Source organism: Paraburkholderia sp. GW821-FHT02A12, assembly GCF_059422005.1.
On record NZ_JBWKWA010000002.1, the window covers coordinates 2229925 to 2251273 of the forward strand.

The following is a 21349-nucleotide window of genomic DNA, read 5'->3' on the forward strand; positions in this document are numbered from 1 at the left end:
CGTGATGCACGCAGCGCGCGACACGCGGGGCTTCGCCTTCGAATCGACGCTCGGCAAAGTGGCGCGCGTGCTCACCGGGCAATACGGCGTGACGGTCGCGTTCAGTCCGGATGGGCCGCGTGTCGAACCCGGCCGCATCGTGATTCCCGACTATGAGCTGAACGGCGGCGTCGAGCGCGACGTGTTGATCGGTTATCTGGATCTGCTGGTGGCGCGCGCCAAGCATTCGTCGCTCGCGCAACTCGCGGCGTTGCCGTCCGGCGTCGCGGCAAAGTTGGCGCAGGTGATCGAAGACCGCCGCGTGTGCGCGCAACTGCTCGACGAATATCCTGGTGCGCGCTGGTTCATCGGCAAGCTGCGCGTGCACGCCGCGCAACAGGCGCGGCAGCATTGGCCGAAGCTGCACTGGCGCGACCGGCTGGTCTGGCTGGTGGAGCGCGCGCTGTGGGACGAACCGCCGAGCTCGACCGAGGCGAGCCATTCGCTGATGGCCTCGCTGCATGCCGCGCAAGATTTGCTCGAACAGGCGCGTGCGAGCGGCTCGACTGCGCACAGCATCGCGGCGGCGCAAGACTTCGTGGCGCGTGTGCGGGCGCTGTCGGCGGGCGACGTCAACAGCATGATGTTCAGCGCGGATCCGCTCGAAGACATCGACACGGAAACTGCCGCGACCTCGTCCGAACCGTTCAGCGACGCCGCCGCCCTGCCCGATCAGGACAACGCCACCGCACCGCCTGCCGATCAGAGCGGCGGCGCGCAGGCGGAAAGCGCAGTCGGCATGGGGCAATCGTTAGCCGATGCGCAGCAGCCGTCGGCACGCTGCGCAGGCGAAGCAGGCACGGCGGCAGACTCCGTACGTGCACTGCTGTCGATCCCGCTCGCCACCGAATTCGACGAAATCACCGATCTCACCGGCCAGGGCGACAGTGCAACGTGGCGCGCACTACGCACCCTGGCCCGCGAGGAAACCGCGCCGCTCAAGGAAAAACTCGAGCGCGCATTGAGCGCCGACGAACGCACGCGTTGGCGTCGCGAACAGGAGCGCGGCGAAATCGACCGCACGTCGCTCGCCAAACTGGCGACGTCACCGGGTTACCGCACGCCGTTTCGCACGCAGCGGGCGGCCAAAGGACGCGATGTGGCCGTGAGCCTGCTGATCGACCGCAGCGGTTCGATGGCCGGGCGCAAGATCGAACTCGCGCGGCTCTGCGCATCCGCGCTGTGCGATGCGCTCACGCAGTTGTCGTTCGATTGCGAAGTGCTCGGCTATTGCTCGCTCGAATCGGCGCCGATGAAGCAGTTGTACGAGCGGCAAGTGTCGGCAGGCGTGGATTTGCGGCGCTATAACCGCTTCGTCGAGCGGCTCGATCTGAAAGTCTATAAACGCTTCGGCGCGACCGATCCGAGCGGTATCGCGGAAATCGACTGCGGCCATGAGAATCCCGACGGCGAGGCGCTGGCCTGGGCGGCCGCCCGGCTCGCCGATCATCCAGCCGGGCGGCGCATCCTGATCGTGTTCTCCGACGGCTATCCGTCGACCGGCGACGGTAATCCGCACGTATTGCGCAGCGATCTGCGCGAACGCGTCGCGGCGATCGGCAAACGCGGCATCGAACTGGTGGGCATCGGCGTGCTGACCGATGCCGTCGAGGATTTCTATCCGCACAACGTGGTGGTGAGCCGCCTCGCCGACTTGCCGGCAACAGTGTTCTCGGTGTTGAGCGCGATGCTGCTGACGCGCTGACCCGCTACGCCAGCCGCAGGGCGGGCACGCTCGACGGACCTGACGCGGCCTGGGCGTGGCGCTGCGCTCTATTTGACCACGGGCTGCATCTGCGCAATCGGAATCAAGAATTCGGAGAAGCCGGTCAGCATGATCTGCACGCCGATGCACAGCAGCAGGAACGACGATACCCGCATTGCGACCTTGGTCCCTTCCACGCCGAGATATTTGGCGAAGATCACCGCGCGGCTGTAGATCAGGTAGACGACGATGGCCACGACGATCGAAATCACCACCGACGCGATACTCGACACCACGAAGTCGGACAGCTTGTGCGTGCGGTTCGCGGTCAGCGCGATGGCGGTGGCGATCGAGCCGGGCCCGGTGGTCAGCGGAACGGTCAGCGGGAAGAACGCCTTTGACATCGCGTTATCCGCATCCACACGCTTGACGGGTTGCTCGGTGGGTTGCGTATCGGGCGCGTTGAGCATCTGCCAGCCCCCCACCGCCACCGCGAGGCCGCCGCCGATGCGCAGCGCCTGAATCGAAATTCCGAAGAAATGCAAGATCGGCGTACCGACGAAAAACGCCACCAGCAGCACGCACAGCACGTTGATGGCGATTTTCCTGGCGAGTGCGGTGCGCTCCTCCGTGGTCAATGAGGCAGTCCGGTCAAGGAAAACGAAAGCAATGCCGATGGGGTTGATGATGCTGATCAGCCCGGTAAAGCCAAACAGAATGTCCGAGATCAGACTTTCGACCATACGCGATCCATATCGGGCAGCGGCTCGGGCGGACTCACCGCGCACCGTGCGCCGTGCTGTGTTGACGGGGCTGGACGCGCTGTGCGTCGTCCAGGTTCGATTGCTCGGGTGGCGTGACCGGATGATATCGCGGCGCGGCACGCGATTCGCAATAAAGCGTGCCGACCCCGCGTGCGACTGACATTGCATCGCAGCAACCTCGCTGCCGAAAGATGCTCGCACAACTTTCGGAAAGCCTACACTTTTTTGACCTGCTTTACGCAACCGAAGCATCAGGCATACAGTCGCCACCGAAGCCACACTTTCAACGAGACGTACTCACCGTTCGAGGAGTTGCCCCATGTCGCTTCGTGCGCTCGCCGCGTTGCCGTTCATCGGCATTGTGCTCGGTATCGCGTTTGTCAATCGTGTCGAACCGCTCGTGCTCGGCATGCCGTTCGTGCTGGCCTGGATCGTCATCTGGGTGGTGCTGAGTTCGATCATCATGGCGATCGTGTACCGTCTGGACCCCGCCAATCGGCAGATTGCCACTGAAGGCGAGGAGCTCCGATCATGAGCGCACTCGTCATCATTGCGGCCATCACGCTGTTTGCGCTGTACCTCGGCGTGCGCGCGCGGCGCGGCCACGACATGAGCCTCGAACAGTGGACCGTGGGCGGCCGCAGCTTCGGCACGGCCTTCGTGTTTCTGCTGATGGCCGGCGAAATCTACACGACCTTCACCTTTCTTGGCGGCAGCGGCTTTGCTTACGGCAAGGGTGCGCCGGTCTACTACATCCTCGCGTACGGCACGCTCGCGTACATCCTTTCGTACTGGATGCTGCCGCCGATCTGGCGTTACGCGAAACAGCACCATCTCGTCTCGCAGCCGCACTTCTTCGCGCGCAAATACGACAGCCCGGCGCTCGGCACGCTGGTGGCGCTGGTCGGCGTGGCTGCACTGATTCCGTATCTGGTGCTGCAATTGAAGGGGCTCGGCATCATAGTGGCGACCGCGTCGTACGGCGCGATTTCGTCGACGGCGGCCGTGTGGATCGGCGCCGCGGTGGTGACTTCGTATGTGATCGTCTCCGGCGTGCGCGGCTCGGCGTGGAATTCGGTGGTGAAGGATCTGCTGATTCTCGCGATCGTGTTGTTCCTCGGCATTTATCTGCCGCTTCACTACTACGGCGGTTTAGGCAACATGTTCCGCGCGATCGATGCCGCCCGCCCCGGCTTCCTGACCTTCCCGGCCAAGGGTTCGAGCGTGACCTGGTTCCAGTCGACCGTGTTGCTGACCGCGCTGGGATTCTTCATGTGGCCGCACACGTTCGGTTCGGTATACACGGCAAAAGACGCGCGCATTTTCCGGCGCAACGCGATGGTGCTGCCGCTGTACCAGTTGATCCTGCTGTTCGTGTTCTTCGTCGGCTTTGCCGCGACGCTGAAGGTGCCGGGCCTGAAGGGCGGCGACATCGACCTGTCGCTGTTCCGCCTGTCGTTGCAGACCTTCGACCCGTGGTTCATCGGCGTGATCGGCGCCGCGGGCGTGCTGACCGCGCTGGTGCCGGGCTCGATGATCCTGACCTCGGCGTCGACACTGCTTGCCAACGATGTTTACCGCGGCATCGTGAACCGCGGCGCGTCGGACGCGACGGTGGCGAGTCTGGCGCGCATCCTCGTGCCTGTCGTTGCACTGGTGGCCGTGGGTTTCACGCTGCACGGCGGGGAGACGATCGTGGCCTTGCTGCTGATGGGTTACAGCTTCGTGACGCAGCTGTTCCCCGCGGTGATCTGCAGTTTGGCGCCGCGCAATCGGGCGACGAAACAGGGGGCGTTCTGCGGCATTCTCGCCGGCGTGACGGTGGTCGCCGTGACGACGACGATGCATCTCAGCGTTGCGCAGTTGATGCCGTTTTTGCCTGATGCGTTGAAGGATGTGAATGTGGGGTTTCTGGCTTTGGCCTTGAACGTGATCGTGTTTGCCGCAGTCAGTGCGATGACACAGCCGCGTTCGGCCGGGCGGGCGTCCGCGGCGGTGCAGTGAGCGGCTTCGCGCTTTGCCGTCGTTCGCCGACGTGAATGCACGGGAGCAGCTCGTTGATTGGCAAAACGGAAACGGTTGATGCGTTCGATGACAGATCTTCCGGCGGGGGAAATCCGGACCTCGCGCCTCGCGCTGCGGCCCGCGAGCGAGCGCCATGCCGGCGACCTGCAAAACTACTACCGCGAAAATCGGGCGCATCTTCAACCGTGGCTGAATCCGCAAGACGTCGAATAGACGCGTCACGCGACGGCGCCTCACCTCGCCTCGCCGGCGCCTCGTCTCGCTGCCGGCGATGCAAAGCCGGGATCGGAAATTGCGCGGGGATCGAATCCCGATCAGTTCGCGCGCACCGCGAACGCGTAGCCATTCTTGCCGTTGCGCTTGACCTGATACATCGTTTCGTCGGCCGCGGCGACGAGGCGGCGGTAGTCCTCGATGGGATCGGGAAAACTGGCGATGCCGATGCTGGCACGAACCAGCCCGGTCCCCATCAGTTCGTCAGTCTGGCTCACGCAGCCAATGAGACGCTGGGCTATTTCCCCCAGTTCGGCATCGGTCGAAAAATCCCGAATCAGCACCGCGAACTCGTCGCCGCCGATTCGGGCCACAACGTCAGCTTGACGAACCGAATCGCGAAAACGTCTGGAAACCGAAATCAGGAATTCATCGCCGAGTCGATGGCCGAGGGAATCGTTGACTCGCTTGAAACCGTCCAGGTCGATATAAAGGACCGCAATTCTAGGGAGCGCCGAGTCGGCGGACGAGCTTGCCGCGGCTTCATCGAGCGTGGCAAAGAATTTCCGCCTGTTTGGCAGCCCGGTCATCGCGTCGTGCAGCGCCGCGTGTTCGAACTTGTGCGACCGGCCTGCGAGTTGGCGAGTACGCTTCGCATACATTGCCAGCGCAGTGAATAGCATGCCAAACAGCAACGCTCCCAAAGCGATCAACGTGTTTGCGACGTGGGAAATCCGCACCCGCACGTCGGCGCCGACGATGTCTCGCTGTGCATGCCAATATGCCGATGCCGAGCCGAGCAATGCATCCGTACCGCTGAGATTTGCGTCAGGCGATAGCGCGGATGGCGGAACTTGCGGCGCCTCGGACGGACTCGCATCGACCAGCGCCGCGAGCGACGCGAGGCGTCTTGCGAGTTCTTGACGCGCATGCCGGTAGCCGTCCGATCGGGCGTCGCTACCTTGAGGCAGGTGTTGCCAGACACCGACCATGTTGCGGGCACTTTCCGCACGTTCGACCGCTTCGAGGACGAACCCGATATATTCCTGGCGCAACTGGTCCGAAAAAATCGTCCTGATTTGCAGGGCAAGATACAGGACGCTAATCAGCAGACAAAGCAACGATGCGCCGGCAATCGGAGCCGGGCCCAGCCTGAAGCGCGAAGCGAAGGCGCGCCGCGAACGAAACCGCTCAGGGATGGGAATAGGTGTCTTGCCTGTTTCCTGTGCCATGCTGCCGGTAACTCACGCGACGAAAAAACAGACCCATACGGGCAAAGAGGCTCCTCTTGGCTTTCCGGTGCACCACTTGAGTACGGCGGTCCTGCGGAGCGGCTCGGGCTTCCCGGCCAGGGCGCGTGTCGGCCAGCTGCGGCGCAGCAGGATCTGGCGAAGCGGCTGCGCGGCGAGCGGATCGGTCGGACGACGCAGACGCGGCGGGGTCCACGGCGGCAACGGCAGTTTCCCGGGAAGGCAGCGACGAGGATCGTGTTACCTGACCGGCAAAGTAGGCATTTTCAGTTGGAGGGTCGTCTTCTGTTGCCGAAGCTGTCGATTCTGTCGATTCTGACGGTGTTGCCGGTTTCGCTGATGCCGCCGGGTTCGCTGATGCTTTCGCTGATGCCGCCGGTTCGGTCGATGCCGCCGGTTTTACCGATGCAGCCGATATCGCCGGTGCAGCCGGTTTCGTCGATGCTGCCGCTTTCACCGCGGCCGTCGAAGCGGTAATGGCCAGCGCCTCGCGCGCGCCCGTCATTGCCTCGGCGTAGGTCTTCTGATCGTGGTTGAACCAGACGCCGTAAGCAACCGTACCCACTACGCCGAGAGCCAACGCACCTGCGGCCGAGACACAAAGCGCAAGACGTCCGAATCGCCCAGGCGGTGCGGCGGGCATCGACTCAAAGTCAGGATTGAAACCGGTATCCGGGCCATCTACAGCTGATTCAGGCAAGTCGGTATGGTTGAACATCGCAACACTCTCCGGACTCGTACGTCTGCCGTTTCAGCAGACTTGTGTTCGCACGGCTTGCAATTGGCCAATGCAAAGCCGCTGGAAGAATGTACCCCGCTCGCCGGGCGGCGACAATATCCGCTGCCGCGCCGGAAGTCAGCTTGCGAATTGGATTTTTATTGATCAGAACAGGTAAAAATTCCACACGGTGTGTAGCGATGCGCGGGGCGGTGAAGCTGGACTGCCCGCCCCTTTCCCGCTGACGCGGAAGTGATGCGCCACGGCTATCCGACACGCAACAAATGGGCCCACTGAGAGTGGGCCGCTGGGAACTCGCAATCGGTTACATGTGTTACCAGGCGCTACGCGCCCACCGAGGCCTCCGAGGCCCCCGAGTCCCCTATTGCACGGTAATCGTCTCCCTCATATTCGGATGTATGCCGCAGAACACCTTATAGATCCCCGGCTTATCGAACTTGAACTGAAAAGTATCGTCCTGATCGAGTGCCGCGGAATGAAAAATACCGGCGTCGTTGACAACCGTATGCGGTTCGCCATCGAGATTCTTCCAGGTCACCGTCGAACCGGCTTTGATCGTGAGCGCCATCGGCGAGAACATGAAGTTCTTGATAACAACCGCGTTGGGATCCTCGGCTCGAGCGACAGAAAAAACGGCCGATGCCGCCATGATCCCTCCAATCCCGAGGAGCGAAAAAAAGACACGGCGAATATGAGTCGTTGGCATAACTTATCTCCTGCTGGTGGACGGTATCCGGAAGTCAAACGAGCGTGGTATCGGCCAGCGTCGCCTTGAGCGGATGGCGCACGATCTTGATGCTAGTCACCCCGAGCATCCTGGGAAGCTGATCGCTCGCCACCGTCAGCGGCACTGGGCCTGGCCCGTTGCCGGCAGTCGGCTGCGGATAGGCCGTGGAGCGCGCTGTATGGAAGGTGATATTGCCCTCGACCTTCGAGACGATCTGGTGAATATGGCCGTTCAGGACCGTCACCGAACCGAAGCGCTTCAGATAGCTCATTGCCTGGCCCGCATCGCCAGTGCCCCAGCCCCACGGCTCGTAGATCGTCCACATCGGCATGTGCGCGAAGACGACAATCGGCGTGCTGGATGAGCGGCTCTTCAGGTCGTTTTCGAGCCATGCAAGTTGTTCATCGCCCAGGCCTCCCAAACCGTTCGGCTTGAAATGCATGACATTGACGAGACCGACGAAGTGCACGCCGTTGTGGTCGAAGCTGTAATAGCCCCTATTGTCCGAGGCTTGACCGAACCGGCTGAAGTATTCGGCCCCTGGCCCATCCGTCACATCGTGTTCGCCCGGCACGGTGTGCAACTCCGTGATATTCAGCCCCGACAGCAATTGCGCCGCGAGATCGAACTCGGCCGGCTTGGATAGATGCGTGATGTCGCCCGTATGGATTGTCAGCGCCGGTTTGACCGGCATGGCATTGACGAAGTCGATCGTCTGCTTGAGCGTGCCCGCGACATCCGGATTGGCTTCCTTATTGAAACCGATATGCGTGTCGCTGATCTGCAGGAAAAGGGGAACATTGCCGGCCGTCGATGAATCCTTCGCGCCGGCGGCAAGGGCCAACTCCACCGGCGTGAGAACGCCTCCGGCCAGCATGAACACGGTGCCCACGCCGCCGAACGCGAGACATTTCAGCGCGCCGCGACGCGACGGATCGAATGAATGATCTGACGACATATTGACCTCAGGATAAAGATTCGGAGGCAGACCGCGGGATCATCCGGCGGGCCTCTCGACTCGGTTCATGAAGCGTGACTGCCGTGCCATCCGTTTTATTCCCGCCCAAACCGATCCGCCGCATTTTTTTTCAATCCCGCCGCCCGGCTGGCCGACACGCCCGCAATCTGCGGGAACGTGGGAATAGCCACACCGAACCGGCAGTCTTGCAGATCGGAGAACACGAAAGGAGTAGTCGACATGGACATCATCGACATGGCCCGCGCCTCGGGCATAACCGTCATCCTCGACGGCAGGATCGGTCGCGAGGAGTACCAGAGCGTATGCGGTTCGCTCTGCGCGTTGCAGCGATTCGCCGATGCGGTACGTCACTGCGAAGCGCCGTCCGATATTGGCCGCCGAGGGCAAGCGGCGAGGAACAGTCGGACCCGCGCTGTTCATTCAAGCCCTGGGAATATTCAGGAATGAAGCGGCGTCTGCTCGTCGCACACCGTGCAACACTCATAGGAGTCTGAAATGAAAAAGCTCGTCATCGCCGCCATTTCGCTGGCCGTTTTCACATCGTCGGCTGCATTTGCCCAAGCCAAGACGCGCGCCGAGGTCTATCAGGAACTGATCGAAGCGCAGCAAAACGGCCTGAACTACGTTACCGACACCTCGTACCCGGACGTCAATCCGATTTTCGCCGCACAAGTGGAGCGCATGAAGCAAGCGCATCTCGCCCAACAGAATGCAGCCCGCGACGCGGCCGCAAGCGGGGCATCGGCTAAAGCGGCCAATTGAATGTTCCGCGCCGCCGGAACATGTGCCGAAAGCTACGCCAGGATTACCGTGCGAGCGCAAAGGACCGCACGCCGTTCCTGGCCTTTCGGCCGCAGCGTTTTCGGTCGCAGTTTCAAGCGGGCTTCAACGGGTTTCAAGCGGTTTCAAGCGGTTTCAAGCGACCTTCAAACGGGCTTCAAACAAACCCGTTTGCATGGACAACATCAACGGAGGTTGAAGTGCGACCTGTTTTGCGCCGCTTGCAGCTAGCATCGGGCGTGGTGCTGCTGATCTATCTGTTTCTCCACCTGGTCAACCACGCACTCGGGATCTGGTCGCTCGATCTTGCGGGACACGGCCTCGCCTTGGCTCTGCGAGTCTGGCGCAGCGTGCCTGGAACGATCCTGCTGTACGGTGCGGCCCTCCTGCATTTTGCGCTGGCCTTGCGCACGATCTACGGGCGCAATCACTGGGCGCTGCCGCTCACCGAATGGATACGCCTTTGGGCAGGACTCAGCCTGCCTCTTCTGCTCATCCGCCATGCGGTGGCAACGCGCCTCGCGGGCTCGCTCTACGGCTTCGAACCGAACTACGAGCGGATCGTGATATCGCTGATTACGAGCGGCACGCAAGGCCTGCAACTGGCGCTGCTCGCGCCGGGCTGGCTGCACGGCTGCCTCGGCTTGTGGCTCCGGTTGCGCCACTATGCGATCGTGCGCGACGCGAAGCCCGCGCTGCTTACCCTGCTCGTATTCCTGCCGCTGCTATCCGCAGCGGGCTTTGTCCGGATGAAGCGTGCCGTCGTGGCAATGCACGCGATCCTTCCCGCGCCCGACCCGAAACTGGTCGCGCATCAACCCGCACTCGATGCGTGGCGTCACGATCTCGTCACCGTGTACCTTGCGCTGGTCGTCAGCGCTTTTCTGGCGGGTCAATTGCGGAGCTGGCTGGAGCGTCGAAGGTCGCGCAAAGCGGCGCTAAATGTCTGATTCCGGCAACGCGGCAAACATCACAGTCTGGCCAAGGCAACAACAAACGACAACAAGCGACAAAGCAAGCGTGAGCGCTGCATGCGCCCGCGCGACAGGGCAACGCAAGGGTGAGCACGGCGACTGGTCCACTCGCTGCGAATACATGCAGAAACGTGGCTTTCGTGGTTGTCTTTTTCCTGCCGCCATCAGACGTCGCTGAATCGCAAACCAAACTATTGCGTCCTTTGATCCGGGCAACCCGTCGACTTCAAGGCGTGGGCCTCGTCGGTGCTGCCGGGCTTGCACCGGTCAGCACATTCTTTTCCGCCGCATGTTTGGCGGCAACCCGTTGTTCCGCCGCCTGAAGATCAGCGGGATAGGCAGCGTCGTCGCCCTGCGACGGGTTATAGCCGGCCGCCTCCAACTCCTCGAGTTCATGCATGACTTCCGCGCGGGTGAGTTGATGCGCGCCTGGCTCCGGCGCCGTTTGTGCAAAGACAGTGGTCGACGTCGCCAATAGTGCTGCGCTCACGATGAGCGTACCCGGTGCGAACTGTATGACAAGCCGATTCAGCGAACTCAGTTTCATGATTTTCTCCACGAAGTGCGAGCGCACGATGTTCGACGTCGACCTGACGCTGCAGCATGACGCTCTGCATGGGTTAACCTTCGAACCGGCTTGCTTATTCCCTTTGGAGGTGGCGTCAACGACGAAACCTGAGCTCACGTGGTGCTGGAAACGCTGCGATTGTCTCGAACCGCGCATACGTCTTTCTCAAACGCGGAACGGCACTAGTGTCCTGAGTTAGAAATTCATTGAAAGATGTCAATCCCGTACTAAAGTGTCTTGTGTGGCACTTGATACGGGAGGTAACGATGAGCGGACGGCCCAAAGGAGAACTCGTGCTGAGCGAATCGGAACGCGAACAACTGCAAGCGCTGACGATGCGACGCAAGACGGCACAGGCCCTGGCATTGCGGGCGCGCATCGTACTGGCTTGTGCCGATGGTATGGATAACAAGACAGTTGCGGCGAAACAGCGGGTCACTCAGCAAACGGTTTCGAAGTGGCGGGCGCGGTTCGTGATCCACCGTCTGGACGGACTGCTTGATGCGCCTCGGCCCGGCGCGCCGAGAACGATCGATGACGCGCGCGTCGATGCTGTCATTGCGAAGACGCTCGAGTCCGTTCCTGTCGGAGCTACTCACTGGAGCACGCGCACGATGGCTCATGAGATGAAATTGTCGCAGACCGCAGTCACGCGAATCTGGCGTGCTTTTGGTTTGCAACCGCATCGGCAGGAAACGTTCAAGCTCTCCAGCGATCCGATGTTCGTCGACAAGGTGCGAGATATCGTCGGGCTTTATCTGGATCCGCCGCTCAAGGCCATGGTGCTGTGCGTGGACGAGAAGAGCCAGATTCAGGCGCTGGACCGCACGCAACCCATATTGCCACTGGCACCCGGCATCGCTGAGCGACGCACGCATGATTACATGCGCCACGGCACGACCACGCTGTTCGCTGCGCTGGACATTGCTACTGGTGAAGTGATCGGGGAGGTACATCGGCGCCATCGCAGCAGCGAATTCCTGCGCTTTCTGCGTACCATCGAAGCCAGCGTGCCATCCGGTCTGGATGTGCATCTGGTGATGGACAACTATGGGACGCACAAAACACCCTCGATCAAAGCCTGGTTCGCTCGCCATCCTCGCTTCCATGTTCACTTCACGCCCACTTCGGCGTCCTGGCTTAATCAGGTCGAACGCTGGTTCGCCACGCTCACTGAAAAATACCTTCGACGCGGCACGCATCGATCGACACGTCAGCTCGAAGACGCGATTCGTCATTACCTGGACACCTATAACGCTAATCCCCAGCCGTTTGCCTGGAGCAAGTCGGCTGACGAGATCCTGGCCAGCCTCGAACGGTTTTGTGTGCGGGTTCGTAAGGCCGCGGGAGTAGCACCATGAAAATCAATACCGATGCAATTGATGAAGTCGCCCTGGCACTCCTCTACCTGACCCTGCATGATCGATACCGCGCATGGAAGGGTTTCGACTGGGATGTGCTAAATCGGCTCTACGAACGCGGCTTCATTGATGATCCGGTCAACAAGACGAAATCCGTGATCTTTACCGAAGAAGGGTTGCGCGAGTCCGAGCGGCTTTTTAATCAGCATTTCGTCATTTCGGATAGAGCGGAAGATTGATTCAACGAACTTCTAACTCAGGACACTAGAGGCCGCTAAAATTATCGACGTGACGTGGCCCGCATCGCCAACGATGCGGGCCACGTCCCTGCCCTTTACTGCGTCTGCTGCTTCAGCTTGAATTTACCCTGATACCGGCTCGCTGCAACCCGATTGACCCGATCGCGTTTTAACTCTTCACGCCGCGCACTGCATAAGCAGACCGTGTCGCGAGGCGCTCGACGCTCAGCCACCGAGCGATCCGTTTCAGCGCGTGGCGCACGCGGCCGCGCCAATGCGCGACTCGCATGCGGCGCCAGAAACGGGCCGGCACGAATTCGCCAAAGCGCGCCTCTTTCTCCAGCAACGCCTTGCCGCCCGGCAAATGAACCAGCGAACAGCCGCGAAACCAGATCCAGTCGCGATAATTATTGCCGGGCCAATGACGGCCGACCGCCTGATAAGCACCGACCTCGACAAGCGCCTGCCCCTCGTCGACCAATGCGTTCAGCGTCGCGGAAATAAACGCTTCGTCGCCGTGATGGCGCATGCGGCCGATTTCGCCGAGATATCGCGCGTAACTGGCGCGCGCTCGCGGCACCAGCCGGCGCAATGCGTCGGGCGTCGCCAGCAGGAACTCGCCGCCGTACCAGCGCGGATTCCTGAGCCGCTGACCCGCGACGATTTCCAGATCCGCGACGACGCTTTCGCTCCCATACGCCGGGAATACCTGATCGGAGATATCGAACGCGCCCAAGCCGGCTTCGGCGCATCGTTCGATCAGTCTTCTGTCGAGCGGCTGCATCGCCACCATGTCCGCGTCGAGCAGCAACAGCATCGTGTCGGCGGGCAACGCGCAGGCGATCTGATCCATCAGATCCAGTTTGAAATGCGCCGCGTAGAACGGCGTGTTCTTCGGCAACTCGATCGTCGCGCTCAACGTCATGAGCGCCGGACGATGCTCCAGCGCCATACTGTCGAGCCGCGCCGCGACCTGCGCTGGCGCATTGGTCATGATGGTCAACGTGGGAATGCCGACGCGCCGCAAACTGTTGTTCAGGCAGACAGCCTGACTCACATACGAGAGCGGATCGCGATTCGTCGCGTTGGGACCGGGGCTTGCATCGAGATCCACATAAACCAGAGTGCAAGGAAAAAGATTCACGTTGCTCCTCACTTAGCGTGAGAAACGGTTCGCTTTTTCCGGCGCTGCCGTTACCGTAGGGCCATTGATCCACGTGTCGTGGGGCACGCCGGATGTCCGCGCGATGTGCGCAGTCGTCGAACCGCGGCTCGAGCCATCATGGCGGTCGCGCTCGTGTCGGGTGAGCTGATATGCGGCGAGGGAACCGGCAGGTCCGTGGCGCAGGTATCAGGCATTCACTATCGTTTCACGTCTAAATGTTGCCTTTCCGCCAAAACTCAGCAAGACGCAACACTGCTGCCGTCAATCTGCGTTCGCACCGGTCGGACTTACCCGGTTCCTCGCGCTTCGTTCAGTGCTACTGGTAGTAATTGCGACATCTGAAGATCGATGCGATTTCACCCCTTATTTTAAGACCTATTCAATCGCCAAGATTGAATCGAGCCCACGCGCGAGGCCGGCTTGTTCCGTGTTATGGCTCGATGACGGTGACGCGGAACGGGCCGCCATGCGCGGCGGCGTGCACGACCGCCTCATTGGCCTGATCGAGGCCGAAGCTCGTCACTTCGAAATCGTCCAGCGACAGAAGGCCCGAACGGATCAATGCGACGAGACGCGCCGGCGCATTGCGAGGGTACATGTATTGACCGCGCACCGTGATGCAGTTGCGCATCAGATGGGCGTAAGGCAATTCCAGACCTACACGCAGGCCGCCCATCAGCACCACAGTGCCGTGCGGCCGGACCGTCACTGCCGCGGCGCGCGACGGTGCCGCGTCCGGCATAGGGGGCAGTAGATCGAGCACTTTGTCGATCGGCCCCGGCGCAGCCCGGCACATGCGCTGCCGATCATCGCCTTCGTCGCCCGTGAGCGCGACTGCCGTAACGCGAGGGCCGAATCGGCGCGCAAGATCGTCAAGGACTGCTGTATTGCGGCCGGGCGCGACGACGCAACCTGCGCCCATGGCCAGCGCGACCGCTATCGCCGCGCTGCCGAAATGGCCGGTTGCGCCGCTGACCAGGATCGTCTCTCCTGCTTGCAAGTCGGCCGCGAGCAATCCGCCGCAGGAAACGAGCAGCGTATTCAGTGCACACCAGCGCCGTGCAGCCGCCCGATCGAGCGCGCCGAGACGGACCGCGTTTTCCATCGGTATCAGCATCTTTTCGGCGAACGGGCCGTGGCGGAAATGCGCCTGCAAACGCTGCGGGCCTTCGCCCGGAGCAATCCAGCCTTGCAGCATGACGTCGGGCGAGATTACGTCATCGCGCGAGCGCACCGTAGGGTCGCAAAACACCCATTCTCCTGTAGTCAGGCGTGTCGCATCCGGCCCCACCGCGTGCACGCGTCCAACCGCGCCGACTCCGACGGCAAGCGGCAGCAGCAATGGATACTGCCGGGCTCCGCTGAACACCTCAGCGGCGTAAGACAGCACCGGCGCGGCGACAATTTCGATCACCACCTCGCCCGCGCCGGGGTGAGGATCGGGCAAGCTTTCAATAACCAGCGGTGATCCGAATGCTTTCAGCAGAGCGGCTTTCATGGCTTCCCTCCTTCGTGCGGAGAAGCCATCATAGGTGCGCAAAGCAGGCGTATTCAGGGCTGGTACTATCCCAGGACCGAGCGATCCCTCCCGGACACTGTCATGAATGACGCGGTGGACTCCAGCAAGGCCGAACTAGGTCATTTTTTGCGCGCCCGCCGGGAGCGTCTGGACCCGGGCGCGCTCGGCATCGCGAACGAGCGGCGGCGGCGTACACCCGGCCTCAGACGCGAGGAAGTGGCCGAGCTCGCCGGCATCGGTGTCGACTGGTATGTCCGTCTCGAGCAGGGCCGCGATGTCAGCCCTTCTTCCACCACGGTCGATGCACTCGCCCGCGCGTTGCGCCTCGATGCGGCGGAACACGCGCACTTGCGAGCGCTGGCGCGCGTCGCGGAACGCCGCCCTTTCGTTCTCGAGACAGTCCCCGATACCGTACGCCGCGTCGTCGAAAATCTCGCTCAACCCGCCTACGTCACCGGCCGCCGATCCGACATCCTGGCGTGGAATAACGCAGCTGCCGAACTGTTCACGGATTTCGGCGCAATGCGAAAACGCGACCGCAATATCCTCGTCTACATGTTGACGACCGCCCATGCCCGGCAGCTTTTCGGCGCAGGCTGGGCCCGGGAGGCGAGGCGCATGGTTGCGCAGTTCCGCGCGAGCCACGATCTGTGGGCCGGCGATGCGGCCTTTCTCGAGTTGCAGGCCCGTCTTCGCGAAGGCTGTCCGGAGTTCGACGCCTGGTGGAAAACACACGATGTTCAGGGCACCCAAGCCGGCCGCAAGTTACTTCATCACCCGACCATGGGCGAATTACGGGTCGAATACGCAACGTTCCAGGCCAACGACGACCCTTCTCTAAAGCTCGCCATCTATATATAAGGTGGACGCCGCGTAGATCGATTCGGTGGATGCCGGGCCCGGATGCCGCGCGTTTCCCCGCCGTCAGTCGCGGGTTATCCCGCCTTGACGATTGAATAACAGATTGTTTACAGTTGCGCCCGTTCGCATATTGAATCAGAGTTCGATATACGAACATCATTCAAGCAAAAAAATATGACGACTGGGCTACCACCGGTCGTCACAGTCAGGTTCACGGGAGAATCGTTCACATGAAGCACACCATCGCATTGACCCGCGTCGCCTGCGCGGTCACGGCACTCGCCGGCGCGCCGGCATTCGCGCAAAGCAGCGTTACGCTGTACGGCGTCGTCGATGCGGGTCTCTCGTATCAAAGCAGCCAGACGTCGCGTGGTTCGACAACGGGTGGCCGGTCGAATGTCAGTATGGTGTCGGGTGTGTGGGCCGGCAGCCGCTTCGGCCTGAAAGGTGCGGAAGATCTCGGCGGCGGCACCAAGGCGATCTTTCAGCTGGAATCCGGTTTCTCCTCCACCAACGGCGCGCAGCAGTATACGAATGCGATGTTCGGCCGCCAGGCGCTGGTCGGCGTGACGAATCCGACTTACGGCACCTTCACCGCGGGCCGTCAATACACGGCGTACTACTCGTTGCTCTCGCCGTATAGCCCGACGACCTGGCTCACCGGTTTCTACGGCGCGCACGCGGGCGACGTCGACGCACTCGACACGATCTACCGCGCGAATAATTCGCTGGTCTATACATCGCCGAAGCTGTACGGCTTCACATTCAGCGGCTCGTATTCGCTCGGCGGCGTGCCCGGCAGCCTGAACCGCGGCTCCACGTGGAGCGGCGCGATCCAGTACATCAACGGCCCGGTCGGCGTGGCGGTCGGCTTCATGCGCCTGAACAATTCGACCGTGGGCGGCGGCACCTTCGGCGCGGATTCGACCGTGTCGAACAACGGCGCTCAAGCAGGCGTGTCGGCCGTGACCAACGGCTACCAGACGGCCCAGGCGCAGCAGCGCTTCGCGGTCACCGGCGGCTATAACTTCGGCAACGGCTGGGATGTGTCGGCTGCATACTCGAACGTACAGTACATTCCGGGGGTAGGATCGAGCTTCCACGATACAGCGGTCTTCAACACGGGCGGCGTCGTGCTGCACTGGAAGCCATTGGTTGCATGGGACTTCGCAACCGGCTACAGCTACACGCGCGCCACGAAGGCGAACGGCATCACGAGCTCGGCGCAGTACCAGCAGGTCAATCTGTCGGAATACTATGCGTTGTCGAAGCGCACCGGCCTCTACGCGCTGCAGGCGTTCCAGCGGACCAACGGCAACACGCTCGGCACCGCGGGCTCGGGCCACATCATTACCGCCACCGCGACGATCGGCGACGGCTTCCAGAGCGCGCCGTCATCGTCGCGCAGCCAGTTCGCGGCAGGCGTCGGCATCGTGCACCGCTTCTAATCGGCGCACAGAGTAAGAAGGACGGCTCGGTACGACGGGCCTCCACGCAGTCAGGAGACAGATCATGAGCCGCACCGCCACCGTCAACGTTCAGACCTTCATCAACGAGCACCCCTTTTCGCCGTTTCAGTGGCTGATTTTTTTCATGTGTTTCATCGTCGTCCTGCTGGACGGCTTTGACACGGCAGCGATCGGCTTCATTGCACCGTCGCTGATCGCCGAATGGGGCATCACCAAACCGGCGCTCGCGCCCGTGCTCAGCGCGGCGCTGTTCGGCCTTGCATGCGGCGCGCTCGGCTCAGGGCCGCTGTCCGACCGGCTCGGGCGGCGCTCGATGCTGCTCGGCGCGGTCCTGCTGTTCGGCGTGGCGTGCCTCGGCTCGTCTTTCTCCACCAGCATCGGGCAATTGACGACGCTGCGCTTCATCACCGGCGTCGGTCTCGGCGCGGCCATGCCGAACGCCGTCACGATGATGGGCGAGTACTGTCCGGACCGCCGCCGCGCCACGCTGATCAATCTGATGTTCTGCGGCTTTCCGCTGGGCGCGGCGTTCGGAGGCTTTCTCGCCGCGTGGATGATTCCGCATTTCGGCTGGCGCAGCGTACTGCTGCTCGGCGGCGTTACGCCGCTGCTGTTGTTGGTCGTGCTTCTGCTGAAAATGCCGGAGTCCGTGCGCTACATGGTCGCGAACAATCAGCCGGTCGAGCGGATTCGCGCGGCACTGGCGCGGATTTCCGCCGAAGCATCGCAAGCCGGCACGTTCATGATGACCGAGAACGCTCCGCAAACGGGCGGCAAGGGCCTCGGCGTGGTGCTGTCGCGCTCGTACATCATCGGCTCCGTGATGCTGTGGGTCGCGTACTTCATGGGCCTCGTGATTTTCTATGCGTCGATCAACTGGATGCCGATCCTGCTGAAGGACGCCGGCCTCACGCCGCAGCGCGCGACGCTGATCTCGGCCCTGTTCCCGCTCGGCGGGGTGGGCGCCGTGCTGTGCGGCGTGCTGATGGACCGCTTCAACGCGAACCGCATCATCGCGGCCTGCTATGCGCTGACCGCGGTGAGCGTCTATTTCATCGGCCAGGCGGTCGGCAACGTGGGCGCGCTGGTATTCGTCGTGTTCGTCGCGGGCGTGCTGATGAATACCGCGCAGTCGTCGATGCCGGCGCTGGCCGCTGCGTTCTATCCGACGCAAGGACGCGGCACGGGCGTCGCGTGGATGCTGGGGATCGGACGCTTCGGCGGCATCGCGGGATCGTTCCTCGTCGCCGAACTGACGCGGCGCCACTTCACGTTCGCCGGTATCTTCGCGACGGTAGCAGCCGCGGGTGTGATTGCTTGCGTGGCCTTGCTGCTGAAGCAGGTTGCACGGCCGCATGTGTCCTCGATTCCGGCCTCGAAGACCGAGTCGTTCGGGCACTGAAGCGCACGACGTGCCCCGAAGGTTAGCGAGCTTCGGGGCACGTTGCCGTTCACGTTGTTGTGCACCGATCCAGGCGCCTCAGGCACCTATACCAGCGGCCCCTCAAGCTTTCGATCGATCAGGCGTGTGGCCCGCTCCAATCCATCGCGTACCGCTTCCTCCTGCGTCAACCATTCCGGCTGGACCGTTTCCGGGTGGAATTCCGCGACCGTCTCCGTAGACCGGCGTACGCTTACTTTTGCTTGCCATGCGCCGAATTCGTTTTGTTCCGGGTGGACGGTGATCTCGTAGCCTCGATGAGTGAAGGTATGCGGTTGCATGACGTGTCTCAGTGCCTGTTCGTTACGCATCGTCGATCTTTTTTGCCGATGGTTCGGAGGACGGTTAGTGGTTCAAGTTTAGTGCGGATATCAGCTAACGCGCACTCGCCAGGAGCAGAAGCAAAAACGCAAGCCGCGCTCGATGAAATCAAAGCACGGCTTGCATTCATAACAAGACTCGGGTTGCTTAGATAGGCGAAGCCGGCAGCACAGAATTGAGCGGAACGAACGCGCTGCTGCAATCGACGGGCGTCGCGTTGCCCGGCGAACCCGACACCGTCACATCATTCGACGTCGAAGTCACAATCTCATTCGAAAAGCTCACAGGACCGGGACCGAGCGTATAGTGCGTCGCGATGTCCTTGTCGAAAGTCGGCTGCTTGCTGTCGAACACGACATTGTCCAGCGTAATCACGAGCGGATTCTTTTGACTGTTCTTCTCGTATCCCTCGAACGTGACATGACCGCCACCGTATTTCGTGCTGCCCAGATAGTGCAAACCGCTGATCGTGATGTCGGTGAAGTTCGGATACAGTGTGCCCGTCGATGAACTGTAGAACGGATTGAATACCAGCGGCTGCGCAACATTGCGCATGCACACCTGGCTGTACGTGACGTTGCTCACCTTGCCGCCACGCGATGAATCCGACTTGATACGCAAGCCGTTTCCGTTCGAACTGTCGTTGCCGTCGATCGTTATGTCGGCGACAGCCACGTTGCTCACGCCGGCATTCGTCTCGCTCCCGATCGACATGCCGTGTCCGTAGTAGAGGTGGTTGTGCGCGAACGTCAGGTTGTTGCTGCCCGGTGATCCGCTCGCCTTGATCGCCACATGGTCGTCACCCGTGCTGATGTACGAGTAGGCGAGCAGCACATTGCTCGACTGGCCGGGATCGAAACCATCCGTATTCTTCGCGGTATCCGGCGTAAAACAGGTGGCGGGCGTGATCTTGTCTGGCGTAGTGCCGTTCGGACAGGCGTAACCGCTCACGCTATACGCGAGGCTCGGGGTAAGGATCTTGATGTTCCATGCCGTCACGCCAGCGACGCCATCGGTGACCACGTGAAAGTTCGGCGAATTCTGCAACGTAATGCGATAGAGCGTGAATGTGGAACCGCCCGTTATCTGCACGAGCCGCGGATTCTGCTGGTTGAGCCCCGCCGTCTTGTTCTGGTACGCGACATCCCACCAGGTACGCGCGCCCGCATTCGGACCGCTGGTGAGCAGGCTGCCGCCGCGGCCGTCGATGGTGCCATCGCCAACGATCGAGCTGCCCGCCGTGCTCTTCGCGAGAATGAGCGGGTTGCACGATTTGGTGTTCGACGTCGTCGCGGTGCCGCACGTCCCCACCCCATTGTCAAAGTCAGCGGGGTTGCGCGACGCGAAAAGCGTCACGCCCTGATCGATCCACAACGACATCCCCGATTTGAGCTTAAGCGGACCGCTGAGAAAGGCCGATTCGCCCGAGGTGCCCTTCGTGAGTTTGACTGCCTGGCCGGACGGGCATGCGTCGATCGCGGCCTGGATGCGTGACGTATCCGGTTGGGACGATGACGCGTTCGCATCCAGCGAATCGATCGAGCCGTTGACGGGCGTAAGCGATGCGGCGAGCGGCTTGCAAACCGTCGTAGGCAATGACGGTTCGTTGACTGTACCCCATTGCGTCGTGACGGGCGTCGATGAATCCGTCGACGTACTCGCCGCTGAAACGGATTCAGCAGACAGCGCAGCCGACAGCACCAACGCGCAAATCGTGACGCGCGACACAGGCGTCATGCAATGCGATTCCCTGAGTGTTGATTCGAGATTTTTCAATTGTTTTTCCTCTTGTAGTTGCAGCTACCCCAACGGCGATTGGCTGATGATGCGATTGCAATTCACAGCAGTAGAACGTCGTTAAGTCCGCAATAGCCGATGTGCAGGTCCGTCATTCCTTCTTGTGCGCAAACGTTTGCTCAAGCCGGCGCGCTGAACACATCGCCTACGAGATATTACGGTGCAAATCTTTAAAAACTGCGGTCCGTTTCATTCAGGATTTCCTTATTTTCTTGTGAGGGAATGTCGGCACAACGCATCGCGGTAGCTGTCGAGGGCCCAGTTTCCGCAAAACGGTAAATCACTTTTCCGTTTCCGGTTCGACCTGTAATCCAGGTTTAGAGTCGCTAACAAGACTGTTCTACGAACCGCGAGCAGATAACTGCGCAAGCAAGTGCGAGCAACGCGACCTGAGTATCGAGAGCTCGCCCTCA

Annotated in this window: 23 protein-coding genes; 12 read left to right on the plus strand and 11 right to left on the minus strand. The window is 61.6% G+C overall.

All coding sequences use genetic code 11. The annotated features are described in order from the left end of the window. Positions 1 to 4 precede the first annotated feature (4 nt). Positions 5 to 1744, plus strand: a complete 1740-nt coding sequence (locus AC07WT_RS31440; protein ID WP_494949977.1) for a cobaltochelatase CobT-related protein — start codon at positions 5 to 7, stop codon at positions 1742 to 1744. A gap of 68 nt (positions 1745 to 1812) precedes the next feature. Here AC07WT_RS31440 and AC07WT_RS31445 read toward each other — a convergent pair whose 3' ends face one another. Next, on the minus strand, positions 1813 to 2487 hold the full coding sequence (locus tag AC07WT_RS31445) for a MarC family protein (RefSeq protein WP_494949978.1): 675 nt from the start codon (positions 2485 to 2487) through the stop codon (positions 1813 to 1815). Between the two features lie 340 nt (positions 2488 to 2827). Between AC07WT_RS31445 and AC07WT_RS31450 the strand changes: the two genes are divergently transcribed. The 3 genes from AC07WT_RS31450 to AC07WT_RS31460 all read left to right on the plus strand — a co-directional run bounded on the left by AC07WT_RS31450 (position 2828) and on the right by AC07WT_RS31460 (position 4746). Further along, on the plus strand, positions 2828 to 3043 hold the full coding sequence (locus tag AC07WT_RS31450) for a DUF3311 domain-containing protein (protein WP_494949979.1): 216 nt from the start codon (positions 2828 to 2830) through the stop codon (positions 3041 to 3043). After that, positions 3040 to 4512: a sodium:solute symporter family protein gene (locus tag AC07WT_RS31455; protein ID WP_492593351.1), complete on the plus strand. Its 1473-nt coding sequence runs from the start codon at positions 3040 to 3042 to the stop codon at positions 4510 to 4512. Before AC07WT_RS31450 ends, AC07WT_RS31455 begins: the two co-directional genes overlap by 4 nt. A gap of 78 nt (positions 4513 to 4590) precedes the next feature. Next, positions 4591 to 4746: a hypothetical protein gene (locus AC07WT_RS31460; RefSeq protein WP_494949980.1), complete on the plus strand. Its 156-nt coding sequence runs from the start codon at positions 4591 to 4593 to the stop codon at positions 4744 to 4746. 101 nt (positions 4747 to 4847) lie between these two features. Here the strand turns inward: AC07WT_RS31460 and AC07WT_RS31465 are convergent, their stop codons facing one another. From AC07WT_RS31465 to AC07WT_RS31485, 5 genes are all read right to left on the minus strand, one after another. Next, positions 4848 to 5978: a diguanylate cyclase domain-containing protein gene (locus AC07WT_RS31465; protein WP_494949981.1), complete on the minus strand. Its 1131-nt coding sequence runs from the start codon at positions 5976 to 5978 to the stop codon at positions 4848 to 4850. Next, positions 5938 to 6714, minus strand: a complete 777-nt coding sequence (locus AC07WT_RS31470) for a hypothetical protein (RefSeq protein WP_494949982.1) — start codon at positions 6712 to 6714, stop codon at positions 5938 to 5940. Before AC07WT_RS31470 ends, AC07WT_RS31465 begins: the two co-directional genes overlap by 41 nt. A gap of 382 nt (positions 6715 to 7096) precedes the next feature. Beyond that, positions 7097 to 7441, minus strand: a complete 345-nt coding sequence (locus tag AC07WT_RS31475) for a cupredoxin domain-containing protein (protein WP_494949983.1) — start codon at positions 7439 to 7441, stop codon at positions 7097 to 7099. Between the two features lie 34 nt (positions 7442 to 7475). After that, entirely contained in the window at positions 7476 to 8420 is a 945-nt protein-coding gene (locus AC07WT_RS31480; RefSeq protein ID WP_494949984.1) for a metallophosphoesterase family protein, read from the minus strand. 95 nt (positions 8421 to 8515) lie between these two features. Next, a complete protein-coding gene (locus AC07WT_RS31485) occupies positions 8516 to 8677 on the minus strand; it encodes a hypothetical protein (protein ID WP_494949985.1) in 162 nt (53 codons plus the stop codon). Here AC07WT_RS31485 and AC07WT_RS31490 point away from each other — a divergent pair. The 3 genes from AC07WT_RS31490 to AC07WT_RS31500 all read left to right on the plus strand — a co-directional run bounded on the left by AC07WT_RS31490 (position 8661) and on the right by AC07WT_RS31500 (position 10171). Continuing rightward, positions 8661 to 8888 (plus strand): hypothetical protein, encoded by a 228-nt coding sequence (locus AC07WT_RS31490; RefSeq protein WP_494949986.1) that lies wholly within the window; start codon positions 8661 to 8663, stop codon positions 8886 to 8888. The genes AC07WT_RS31485 and AC07WT_RS31490 overlap by 17 nt on opposite strands. Positions 8889 to 8936: 48 nt before the next feature. Further along, positions 8937 to 9203 carry a DUF4148 domain-containing protein gene (locus tag AC07WT_RS31495; RefSeq protein ID WP_492593343.1) on the plus strand — a complete coding sequence of 89 codons (267 nt, stop codon included), beginning with the start codon at positions 8937 to 8939 and terminating at the stop codon, positions 9201 to 9203. A 218-nt stretch (positions 9204 to 9421) separates the two neighbouring features. Further along, the gene (locus AC07WT_RS31500; RefSeq protein ID WP_492593342.1) at positions 9422 to 10171 is read left to right on the plus strand and encodes a hypothetical protein; all 750 of its coding nucleotides are present in this window, start codon (positions 9422 to 9424) and stop codon (positions 10169 to 10171) included. A 250-nt stretch (positions 10172 to 10421) separates the two neighbouring features. Here the strand turns inward: AC07WT_RS31500 and AC07WT_RS31505 are convergent, their stop codons facing one another. Further along, the gene (locus AC07WT_RS31505) at positions 10422 to 10742 is read right to left on the minus strand and encodes a DUF4148 domain-containing protein (protein WP_492593341.1); all 321 of its coding nucleotides are present in this window, start codon (positions 10740 to 10742) and stop codon (positions 10422 to 10424) included. Positions 10743 to 11029: 287 nt separating this feature from the next. Between AC07WT_RS31505 and AC07WT_RS31510 the strand changes: the two genes are divergently transcribed. Next, positions 11030 to 12124: an IS630 family transposase gene (locus AC07WT_RS31510; protein ID WP_492596519.1), complete on the plus strand. Its 1095-nt coding sequence runs from the start codon at positions 11030 to 11032 to the stop codon at positions 12122 to 12124. Continuing rightward, on the plus strand, positions 12121 to 12363 hold the full coding sequence (locus AC07WT_RS31515) for a DUF6429 family protein (protein WP_429259590.1): 243 nt from the start codon (positions 12121 to 12123) through the stop codon (positions 12361 to 12363). The genes AC07WT_RS31510 and AC07WT_RS31515 overlap by 4 nt, the downstream gene beginning before the upstream one ends. Before the next feature lie 169 nt (positions 12364 to 12532). On the opposite strand, the gene AC07WT_RS31520 is transcribed toward AC07WT_RS31515, so the two are convergent. Both AC07WT_RS31520 and AC07WT_RS31525 read right to left on the minus strand, forming a co-directional pair. Further along, complete coding sequence (locus AC07WT_RS31520) at positions 12533 to 13507, minus strand: hypothetical protein (RefSeq protein WP_494949987.1); 975 nt, start codon at positions 13505 to 13507, stop codon at positions 12533 to 12535. A gap of 451 nt (positions 13508 to 13958) precedes the next feature. Then, positions 13959 to 15026, minus strand: coding sequence for a zinc-binding dehydrogenase (locus tag AC07WT_RS31525; protein ID WP_494949988.1), 1068 nt, complete (start codon positions 15024 to 15026; stop codon positions 13959 to 13961). A 102-nt stretch (positions 15027 to 15128) separates the two neighbouring features. Here AC07WT_RS31525 and AC07WT_RS31530 point away from each other — a divergent pair, with 102 nt between their 5' ends. The 3 genes from AC07WT_RS31530 to AC07WT_RS31540 all read left to right on the plus strand — a co-directional run bounded on the left by AC07WT_RS31530 (position 15129) and on the right by AC07WT_RS31540 (position 18779). Then, the gene (locus tag AC07WT_RS31530; protein WP_494949989.1) at positions 15129 to 15908 is read left to right on the plus strand and encodes a helix-turn-helix transcriptional regulator; all 780 of its coding nucleotides are present in this window, start codon (positions 15129 to 15131) and stop codon (positions 15906 to 15908) included. Between the two features lie 230 nt (positions 15909 to 16138). Further along, positions 16139 to 17356, plus strand: a complete 1218-nt coding sequence (locus AC07WT_RS31535; protein ID WP_494949990.1) for a porin — start codon at positions 16139 to 16141, stop codon at positions 17354 to 17356. A gap of 64 nt (positions 17357 to 17420) precedes the next feature. Continuing rightward, entirely contained in the window at positions 17421 to 18779 is a 1359-nt protein-coding gene (locus AC07WT_RS31540; protein ID WP_494949991.1) for an MFS transporter, read from the plus strand. An 86-nt stretch (positions 18780 to 18865) separates the two neighbouring features. On the opposite strand, the gene AC07WT_RS31545 is transcribed toward AC07WT_RS31540, so the two are convergent. Together AC07WT_RS31545 and AC07WT_RS31550 are read right to left on the minus strand one after the other, a co-directional pair. Then, positions 18866 to 19099 carry a DUF6566 family protein gene (locus tag AC07WT_RS31545; protein ID WP_492593335.1) on the minus strand — a complete coding sequence of 78 codons (234 nt, stop codon included), beginning with the start codon at positions 19097 to 19099 and terminating at the stop codon, positions 18866 to 18868. A 187-nt stretch (positions 19100 to 19286) separates the two neighbouring features. Next, positions 19287 to 20876 carry a glycoside hydrolase family 28 protein gene (locus tag AC07WT_RS31550; RefSeq protein ID WP_494949992.1) on the minus strand — a complete coding sequence of 530 codons (1590 nt, stop codon included), beginning with the start codon at positions 20874 to 20876 and terminating at the stop codon, positions 19287 to 19289. Positions 20877 to 21349: the final 473 nt, after the last annotated feature.

What these genes read in the sequence shown, in the direction of transcription:
- AC07WT_RS31440 (WP_494949977.1), top strand. Translation starts at nt 5, where the DNA reads ATGCACGCAGCGCGCGACACGCGGGGCTTCGCCTTCGAATCGACGCTC.
- AC07WT_RS31445 (WP_494949978.1), bottom strand. Translation starts at nt 2,487, where the DNA reads ATGGTCGAAAGTCTGATCTCGGACATTCTGTTTGGCTTTACCGGGCTG.
- AC07WT_RS31450 (WP_494949979.1), top strand. Translation starts at nt 2,828, where the DNA reads ATGTCGCTTCGTGCGCTCGCCGCGTTGCCGTTCATCGGCATTGTGCTC.
- AC07WT_RS31455 (WP_492593351.1), top strand. Translation starts at nt 3,040, where the DNA reads ATGAGCGCACTCGTCATCATTGCGGCCATCACGCTGTTTGCGCTGTAC.
- AC07WT_RS31460 (WP_494949980.1), top strand. Translation starts at nt 4,591, where the DNA reads ATGCGTTCGATGACAGATCTTCCGGCGGGGGAAATCCGGACCTCGCGC.
- AC07WT_RS31465 (WP_494949981.1), bottom strand. Translation starts at nt 5,978, where the DNA reads ATGGCACAGGAAACAGGCAAGACACCTATTCCCATCCCTGAGCGGTTT.
- AC07WT_RS31470 (WP_494949982.1), bottom strand. Translation starts at nt 6,714, where the DNA reads ATGTTCAACCATACCGACTTGCCTGAATCAGCTGTAGATGGCCCGGAT.
- AC07WT_RS31475 (WP_494949983.1), bottom strand. Translation starts at nt 7,441, where the DNA reads ATGCCAACGACTCATATTCGCCGTGTCTTTTTTTCGCTCCTCGGGATT.
- AC07WT_RS31480 (WP_494949984.1), bottom strand. Translation starts at nt 8,420, where the DNA reads ATGTCGTCAGATCATTCATTCGATCCGTCGCGTCGCGGCGCGCTGAAA.
- AC07WT_RS31490 (WP_494949986.1), top strand. Translation starts at nt 8,661, where the DNA reads ATGGACATCATCGACATGGCCCGCGCCTCGGGCATAACCGTCATCCTC.
- AC07WT_RS31485 (WP_494949985.1), bottom strand. Translation starts at nt 8,677, where the DNA reads ATGTCGATGATGTCCATGTCGACTACTCCTTTCGTGTTCTCCGATCTG.
- AC07WT_RS31495 (WP_492593343.1), top strand. Translation starts at nt 8,937, where the DNA reads ATGAAAAAGCTCGTCATCGCCGCCATTTCGCTGGCCGTTTTCACATCG.
- AC07WT_RS31505 (WP_492593341.1), bottom strand. Translation starts at nt 10,742, where the DNA reads ATGAAACTGAGTTCGCTGAATCGGCTTGTCATACAGTTCGCACCGGGT.
- AC07WT_RS31510 (WP_492596519.1), top strand. Translation starts at nt 11,030, where the DNA reads ATGAGCGGACGGCCCAAAGGAGAACTCGTGCTGAGCGAATCGGAACGC.
- AC07WT_RS31515 (WP_429259590.1), top strand. Translation starts at nt 12,121, where the DNA reads ATGAAAATCAATACCGATGCAATTGATGAAGTCGCCCTGGCACTCCTC.
- AC07WT_RS31525 (WP_494949988.1), bottom strand. Translation starts at nt 15,026, where the DNA reads ATGAAAGCCGCTCTGCTGAAAGCATTCGGATCACCGCTGGTTATTGAA.
- AC07WT_RS31530 (WP_494949989.1), top strand. Translation starts at nt 15,129, where the DNA reads ATGAATGACGCGGTGGACTCCAGCAAGGCCGAACTAGGTCATTTTTTG.
- AC07WT_RS31535 (WP_494949990.1), top strand. Translation starts at nt 16,139, where the DNA reads ATGAAGCACACCATCGCATTGACCCGCGTCGCCTGCGCGGTCACGGCA.
- AC07WT_RS31540 (WP_494949991.1), top strand. Translation starts at nt 17,421, where the DNA reads ATGAGCCGCACCGCCACCGTCAACGTTCAGACCTTCATCAACGAGCAC.
- AC07WT_RS31545 (WP_492593335.1), bottom strand. Translation starts at nt 19,099, where the DNA reads ATGCAACCGCATACCTTCACTCATCGAGGCTACGAGATCACCGTCCAC.
- AC07WT_RS31550 (WP_494949992.1), bottom strand. Translation starts at nt 20,876, where the DNA reads ATGACGCCTGTGTCGCGCGTCACGATTTGCGCGTTGGTGCTGTCGGCT.